Source organism: Candidatus Poribacteria bacterium, assembly GCA_028820845.1.
Lineage (GTDB): Bacteria > Poribacteria > WGA-4E > WGA-4E > WGA-3G > WGA-3G.
This window is the reverse complement of record JAPPII010000117.1, coordinates 20841-27702: the sequence shown is the minus strand read 5'-3', so window position 1 is coordinate 27702 and position 6862 is coordinate 20841. Positions and strand designations below refer to the sequence as shown.

The following is a 6862-nucleotide window of genomic DNA, read 5'->3' as shown; positions in this document are numbered from 1 at the left end:
ATACCTTGCTCAATACCTTGCTCAATACCTTGCTCAATACCTTGCTCAATACCTTTTTCCATACCGAGTTTTTCGAAGTATTGGACAACTTCTGATCGCATGAGGATTTCCTCCGGTATAATTTGACGAATGTCTTGGAATTCAAAAACTACGTTACACAAAATCGCCATGGATGCAAGATAATTGGGTTTATCTATCGCGTCCATTGGAACGGTCTCGGCAACTTCAACACACTGCCGCAGCCAGTCCCGGCGATCCATTCCCTCTGGGGGATTCATTAACGGCGTGAAAGGGATAAGCCCCTTCAGTTTTGCATTCAGAATCTCTTGACCTTCTATTTCAGAGAGTCTAATCACTTTATATTTGATATTAATCTCGTAACCGGCGGCGTTTTGAACGTACGCTCCTGGGTCGTTCAGTCCGGCGTTAGGATGAAGATAGATGACATGCGAATAGATCGGCATTTCAAACGTGCGAATTCCTAATCCTGCATAGCCTGCTATGCGGTATGGCATTGGAATCCGTGTGCTATCATGTGTTTGAAACTCTATATGTACAACAACTTCTTCGCCGCGAACGTTCGCGTGTATGAAAGTATCAGCACGGTACCACTGAACAGTGGGTTGTTCTGTCTCAAGAACCCGTATCGCCTGAGCATCCGAAATTTCAAGGCAATATCTAATAAAATCCTCCGGGTGGTCGCGGGTTGCATTTTTTGCCGTAGTATCAAACTGCCCGCTCGGAAAATTGGAGTCATCAAATTCAGGTGGCTCTCTATTTTCTTCCATATTAAAAATCTCTGTACCTTTCGCGAAAAGCGAAAATTGAATCGCATTGCTTTTTTTTCCGAAACCCTATATAATGCATAACATGATTTGAATCTCAATCAGGAATTTGAGACTACTTTCAGCATTACTACAAGGATAAACCGTATGGATACTACAATTGATGCTGCCCAAGCAGGTGTTTTTACACCAGAAGATAAAGAATTCGTTGAAAATAACGGGTATCTGCTGATAAAAAACGCGCTACCTCCCGATGTCGTCGCAGAAATTGATGCTGCCGTTGATGAAGTGTATGCTAAAGAGGAAGCCGCCGGTCGTCTTGAAGCAGGCGGAAAGTTGAACCTTCGTAACTGCATCGTCCACCACGAAGCGTTCTTACAACTTCTTGACTGGCAAAAAACGGTTCCACTGGCTTACGATGTCCTTAATTGGAACGTCCAGATGATTACGTCGCATCTGATTGTGCTGCCCTCTAAAGAAGAGCCGCCGGACGACGTAAAAAACCGTATTGGTTTGCACCGTGACGGTGGCACATCGTACCGTGAGATGCAGGAACCTCACCCGCGTATCATGCTCAAGATTGCTTACGCGATCAGCGATCAATCTGACCCGGCTTCTGGTGCGACGGTGGTCGTTCCCGGGAGCAACCGACTCACAGGTAGACCGGCAGCCGACCCAGAAACGGGTTGGGCACGCGGTGCTATTTCTATGAACATCAACGCCGGAGACGCGTTCCTTTTTGAACAGCGGACCTGGCACGGCATCGGACACAATTGGTCTGGTCTGCCACGGAAAACCATTTTTATGGGTTACGCCTATCGCTGGGTGAAACCGATGGATTACATAACGATGCCTGATGAACTCGTCGCGAAATGCAATCCGATCCAGAAACAACTTATCGGTGTCGTCAGCGATCCGCTCAGCTACTATCTACCGCAAGACCAAGATGTGCCACTGCGGGCATTGCTTGATAACGGCAGTCAGACTTAATCGTTTAACAATTCGCTCTTGAGCGAAAGACTATAATCCAGTAGCGCATTCGCGTAGGGCATATTGTGGAGCCCATACCCGCTATCGCCTTTAACCATGTCGTAGTTCAACTTGGCATCAAGATAGGCTTGTGAGGTTCTGTTAGGCGAGGCATCAAGCATCGCCTTAACGGCTTGCATCTTCGCCTCTATCTCAGCACGATATTGCGGCAGTTTCACTGTCATGTCATTATCAGCACTATCGTGGCACCCGGAAGTACTACACGTCGAAAAATCTGCAACGAACGTATGACCCCCGTGTTGCGCAACGATTTCTGGGTACTCTTTTGCCATGTGGCAGTGGACACACCGCTTCTTCATTGCACGAACATGCGGCGACGGCATCCGTTTGACACCTGCGCCTTCGCGTCCAAGGAACATCTCAGATTGAGATTGGTGGACAATGCCTGCTCCAGCACAACCACAATCCATTTTGTGGCAGCTGACACATAAGTGTTTCGCCGGTTTTACTAACAAGTGTTCCGATCTGCTGGTGTGCGAATGGCATGAAGAACAGGCAACCGCATTCACGGCTGTCTCTATGTTATAGGTATGTCCGGGATAAACCCGATCACTGAAGGTCTCATAACCAGAGGAATGGCAGCTCAGACAGGAGGTCTGCAACTCATACGGACCTTCAATCAGATTGACAAGGGCATGGAAATGTCCGGCTTGTTGCCACTCTTGATAGGCGGGTTCCTGCCCGTGGCACTTCTCACATCCTTCGGCAAAAGGCGTTTTCACCTCAGGGGTAGCGGCTTCTACTGGTGCTGCGTGAAGCGTCGAAATTTCTTCGTAGCCGTAAAGGGTAAAAAGGGCAATCGTTCCCATTAAAATGGATAGCCCTAAAAATAATAAAGATTGTTTCATGTGTTTTAGTTTCCTCGTCCTTTCGGCGAAACTTGTAGGTTTCCGAAACTTGCTATATAGAAATTTGCTTTACGTCGTTCGGACCATAGCGTGTGTTGATTGTGTAGTTCGTAATAATTAATATCATACCCAATTCACGGAAATATGTCAAAAGTTTTTAGCGAATATAGGAGGGTTATTGATGTCTCAATCCGAAAACGGAATTAATCTTTTCAACGGTAAAAACATGGAGGGTTGGCTCGCACGAGGCGGTGCCCCTGAACATGAGTGGGATGCTGCTGGCAGCGTTGCCCTTAATTCAGACGACTCGAAACTTCTCACAACAACGACCGGTGAAGGTATTTTTTACAACGGTGCCACTGGACGAACCGCCGACATCTACACTGAGGTAGAACACGGCGATTGCGAGCTGCATGTCGAGTTCATGATCCCACAAGGCTCTAATTCTGGGGTCTACCTCATGGGTAGATATGAAATCCAGATATTGGACAGCTGGGGTGAAACGGAACTTCGCTACGGTTCCTGTGGCGGTGTGTATTGTCGCTGGATCAACAATCAACCGGTAGACGGTGTTCCACCGCGCGTTAACGCCAGTAAACCACCAGGGGAGTGGCAGACCTACGACATCACCTTCCGCGCACCCAAATTTGATACCGATGGCAATAAGATTTCCAACGCGACCTTCGTTAAAGTCGTATGGAACGGACAGATCGTTCATGAAGATGTCGAAGTTGTGGGTGTCACACGTGGCGCGATGGTGGAAGAGGAAGCCACTACCGGTCCACTGCTGTTGCAGGGTGACCATGGACCCGTCGCCTATCGAAATGTCGTACTGAAACCCCTTTAATCCGTTTTGATAACAGATATACTTTAGTAAGGAATGTTATGGACAAACTAAAACTTGGCGTTATCGGTGCTGGTGGTATCGTCTGCCGGATGCACCTACCTGATCTCGCAGAGAGCAGCGACTTTGAAGTCACCGTCATTAGTGGAAGACGTGAACACCGCCTCAAACACCAGTGCCAAGAATTTGACATACCGCATTGGACGCAAGACTACGACGCAATCATTGCTGATGACTCGCTGGACGCTATCCTTGTCGGCACCCCGCATCCATTACATGTCTCATGGGGTGTGAAAGCACTCGAGGCAAGCAAACATGTGTTGATGCAGAAACCGCTCTGTGGCGATATGGACGAGGCGAACGAATTTGTCGCCGCAACAGAAGCGAGTGGTAAAACAGTGATGTGTCTCCCACACTTCAACGCCGCGATCTACAAGATTCGCCAATTGATTGCGGAGGCGGCAATCGGACGCGTCTCTGGCGCGAGGATGCGGAGCAGCCACGGCGGCCCCGAAATTTACTATGCGGAAATCCGTGATATTTTCGGTGAAACCGGGGACGATCTGTGGTTTTTCGATGCCAAACAAGCGAGCGTCGGCGCGCTTTTCGATATGGGAGTCTATGCCGTCTCGGGTCTCGTTGCCATGCTCGGTACATTTAAACGCGTGACGGGTTTCGTTTCAACCTTCGACAAACCGACGGAATTGGAGGATGTCGCCACGTTGGTGCTTGAGATGCAGTCGGGTGGTATTGTCACTGCGGAGACGAGTTGGTGCGATCCGGCGCGAACGGGAGAGGCGAGCGTACACGGCACAGCGGGCAAGTTCACGATGCCGGGTAAAGATGGCGCAACGCTGAGTCAGTGGACACCGACCTCTTATACGCGCGAACACGCACCGGTCGATGTTAAAGCGATCGACTGTTCAGATGTCGCACCGAGTGGCATGCACGAACACTTCGCGGAGCATATTCGTGCGGGGACACAACCGCCGCTTTCAAATGCATATACGGCGCGGCATGTTACTGAGATTCTGCTTGCGGGTCTTGAATCTTCTGAAACAGGTAAGGCAATCGAATTGAGGACAGAAGCAGACAACTGCGGAGATTGCTGCTCGGACTGTTGTTAAATAGCGGTCGGCTGTCGGCAAATCAACGGTATGAATGCCGTGTGGGCTTCCCCGCCTTTCAGCAGTCAGTAAAGAGGGGTCTGATTTCATCAAAAACCTCTTTACTGAAAGCCAAAACGCCGATAGCCGACAGCCAATAGCCAAATATCTAATCTATAAACTGGCGTGCAATTCATACCAGTCGTCAAGGTTGTTGAGATTGACAGCGTCTAAGATAGAGCCGTCGTCATTAATACCACTTGCACCGAGGATGCTCCCGCGGGTATCGTCATCGTGATTATAGCCCGAAATCGCAGCGTTCAGTTCATCGACGGCTGCTTGGTCAAAACTTCCATTTTCCGAAACCCACGCTTCAAACTGTGGATAGGTGGGTGAATTGTCAGCGATATATGCCAGCGTAGTATCCTTGTCGAGTCCAAGTCCATCCAATACCATCTGATCAAAACCTGCTCCGCATGCCGGATAATCTTCATGGAGTACACCCTTGGCATCCATCAGCACTTTCGACCAGAATCGGGGGAGGTGTAACACGCCGAGCGGTCCTGCAACCCCGGAACTAATTGTTGGAATCATTCCTGCCATTTTATTTTCTCCTTGTCTTAAAAAATTAAAGTAGAGTCGTTGCACAACAGGTGCTATTGCCTGTCATGTGATATGCCGTAGCATTGTAGCACAACGTGCAAAAAAGTCAAGCAAATTTTGAATTACGGCAGGACATTTATGGTAGGTTTTAGAGTTACCTATACACGATGGGACGAAGGCGAGGTTAGGAAACCTCGCCAGCGGGAGAAAGGTGTTGTACATCGGTGCGGTTGGAAACCGCACCTACTTTTGGAGATACCGCAAGTCTACTCACGCACCTGACCGTCTCCGTATACGATGTACTTATAAGTCGTCAACCCCTCAAGTCCCATGGGACCGCGGGAATGGAGCTTCTGCGTGCTGATGCCGACTTCTGCACCCAACCCAAATTCATAGCCGTCAGTGAAGACAGTGCTGGCGTTGACGTAGACGGCAGCAGAATCTACCTCTTTGAGGAAGCGTTGTGCTGCGCCGTAACTTTCGGTGATGATCGCATCAGAATGGTGTGAACCGTAGGCCTCAATGTGATCAATCGCTGTGTCTATGTCGTCTACGATTCTGACGGATAGGATGTAATCGAGGTACTCCGTCCGCCAATCTTCTTCGGTAGCAGGTTTTGCTGCGGGATAGAGGTGCTGTGTGCGTTCGCATCCGCGGATTTCAACATCCGCCTCCTGCAATGCTGCACAGAAACTGGGAAGGAACTTTTCAGCAGTTTCGGTATGGACAAGGAGTGTTTCCACGGCGTTGCAGACAGCGACTTTATATCCGACCTTGGCGTTCATACAGATTTTGTTCGCCATTTCGAGGTCAGCAGCTGCGTCAACGTAGATGTGGCAGATACCGTCAGCATGTCCCAGTACAGGAACATCCGACTCCTTCATCAAAAATTGGACGAACTCGTTGCTACCGCGTGGAATGATGAGGTCAACGTATTCTGGGAGGCGGATGAGTTCATAAACCGCCTGCCGGTCGGTGGTGTCAACGAACTGGATGGCATCTGGGACACCTTCTGCAGCGGCGGTGTCGCTGAGGATACGTGCAAGCGTTGCATTGGAGTGGATGGCTTCAGAGCCGCCTCGGAGGATAACGCCGTTTCCAGATTTGATACAGAGTGCGGATACTTCGACGGTCACATCAGGTCTCGACTCATACACGACAGCAACGACCCCAATAGGGACGCGAACTGTACCAATCTTGAGTCCGTTGGGACGTTCACCCATACTGATGACTGCGCCGATTGGATCGGGGAGGGCAGCGACTTGACGGAGGTTGTCCACCATCCGTTCGATTTTTTTATCGTCAAGAAGGAGGCGTTGCATGAGGGGTGCAGCGAGCCCGGTTTTTTCGCCGTTTTCGAGATCAATGCGATTTGCCGCCTGAATTTTATCTTTGGAGGCTTGTAGGCTTTCAGCCATGGCTAAAAGGGCATGATTCCGGACATCGGCGGAACTCCGCGAGAGGATACGCATTGCCGATTTTGCTTTTCGAGCCTGTGATTGAATCTGTTGTTGGATGTTTTCGCTCATAATGTTCCTTTGAGAATTCACGCAATAGATAATTGGTAGTTAGAAACGCGGTGAATATTATAACAGCATCGATGGAAATTTTCAAGAGCGTTAGAAA

Annotated in this window: 8 protein-coding genes; 4 read left to right on the top strand and 4 right to left on the bottom strand. The window is 49.4% G+C overall.

Annotated elements, in window-relative coordinates; all coding sequences use genetic code 11:
- Positions 1-788 (bottom strand): hypothetical protein (locus tag OXN25_22265; GenBank protein ID MDE0427588.1); only part of this gene is annotated, 788 nt, incomplete at its 3' end.
- A 144-nt stretch (positions 789-932) separates the two neighbouring features.
- Between OXN25_22265 and OXN25_22260 the strand changes: the two genes are divergently transcribed.
- Positions 933-1775 carry a phytanoyl-CoA dioxygenase family protein gene (locus OXN25_22260; protein MDE0427587.1) on the top strand — a complete coding sequence of 281 codons (843 nt, stop codon included), beginning with the start codon at positions 933-935 and terminating at the stop codon, positions 1773-1775.
- On the opposite strand, the gene OXN25_22255 is transcribed toward OXN25_22260, so the two are convergent.
- On the bottom strand, positions 1772-2683 hold the full coding sequence (locus tag OXN25_22255; GenBank protein ID MDE0427586.1) for a hypothetical protein: 912 nt from the start codon (positions 2681-2683) through the stop codon (positions 1772-1774). The two genes, OXN25_22260 and OXN25_22255, sit on opposite strands and share 4 nt — an antisense overlap.
- 181 nt (positions 2684-2864) lie before the next feature.
- On the opposite strand from OXN25_22255, the gene OXN25_22250 reads away from it, so the two are divergent.
- Entirely contained in the window at positions 2865-3530 is a 666-nt protein-coding gene (locus OXN25_22250; GenBank protein ID MDE0427585.1) for a DUF1080 domain-containing protein, read from the top strand.
- A 38-nt stretch (positions 3531-3568) separates the two neighbouring features.
- Entirely contained in the window at positions 3569-4654 is a 1086-nt protein-coding gene (locus OXN25_22245; protein ID MDE0427584.1) for a Gfo/Idh/MocA family oxidoreductase, read from the top strand.
- Positions 4655-4807: 153 nt separating this feature from the next.
- Here the strand turns inward: OXN25_22245 and OXN25_22240 are convergent, their stop codons facing one another.
- On the bottom strand, positions 4808-5236 hold the full coding sequence (locus OXN25_22240; protein ID MDE0427583.1) for a DUF5069 domain-containing protein: 429 nt from the start codon (positions 5234-5236) through the stop codon (positions 4808-4810).
- A gap of 138 nt (positions 5237-5374) precedes the next feature.
- Between OXN25_22240 and OXN25_22235 the strand changes: the two genes are divergently transcribed.
- A complete protein-coding gene (locus OXN25_22235) occupies positions 5375-5518 on the top strand; it encodes a hypothetical protein (GenBank protein MDE0427582.1) in 144 nt (47 codons plus the stop codon).
- On the opposite strand, the gene OXN25_22230 is transcribed toward OXN25_22235, so the two are convergent.
- Complete coding sequence (locus OXN25_22230) at positions 5503-6765, bottom strand: glutamate-5-semialdehyde dehydrogenase (GenBank protein ID MDE0427581.1); 1263 nt, start codon at positions 6763-6765, stop codon at positions 5503-5505. The genes OXN25_22235 and OXN25_22230 overlap by 16 nt on opposite strands.
- Between the last annotated feature and the right edge of the window lie 97 nt (positions 6766-6862).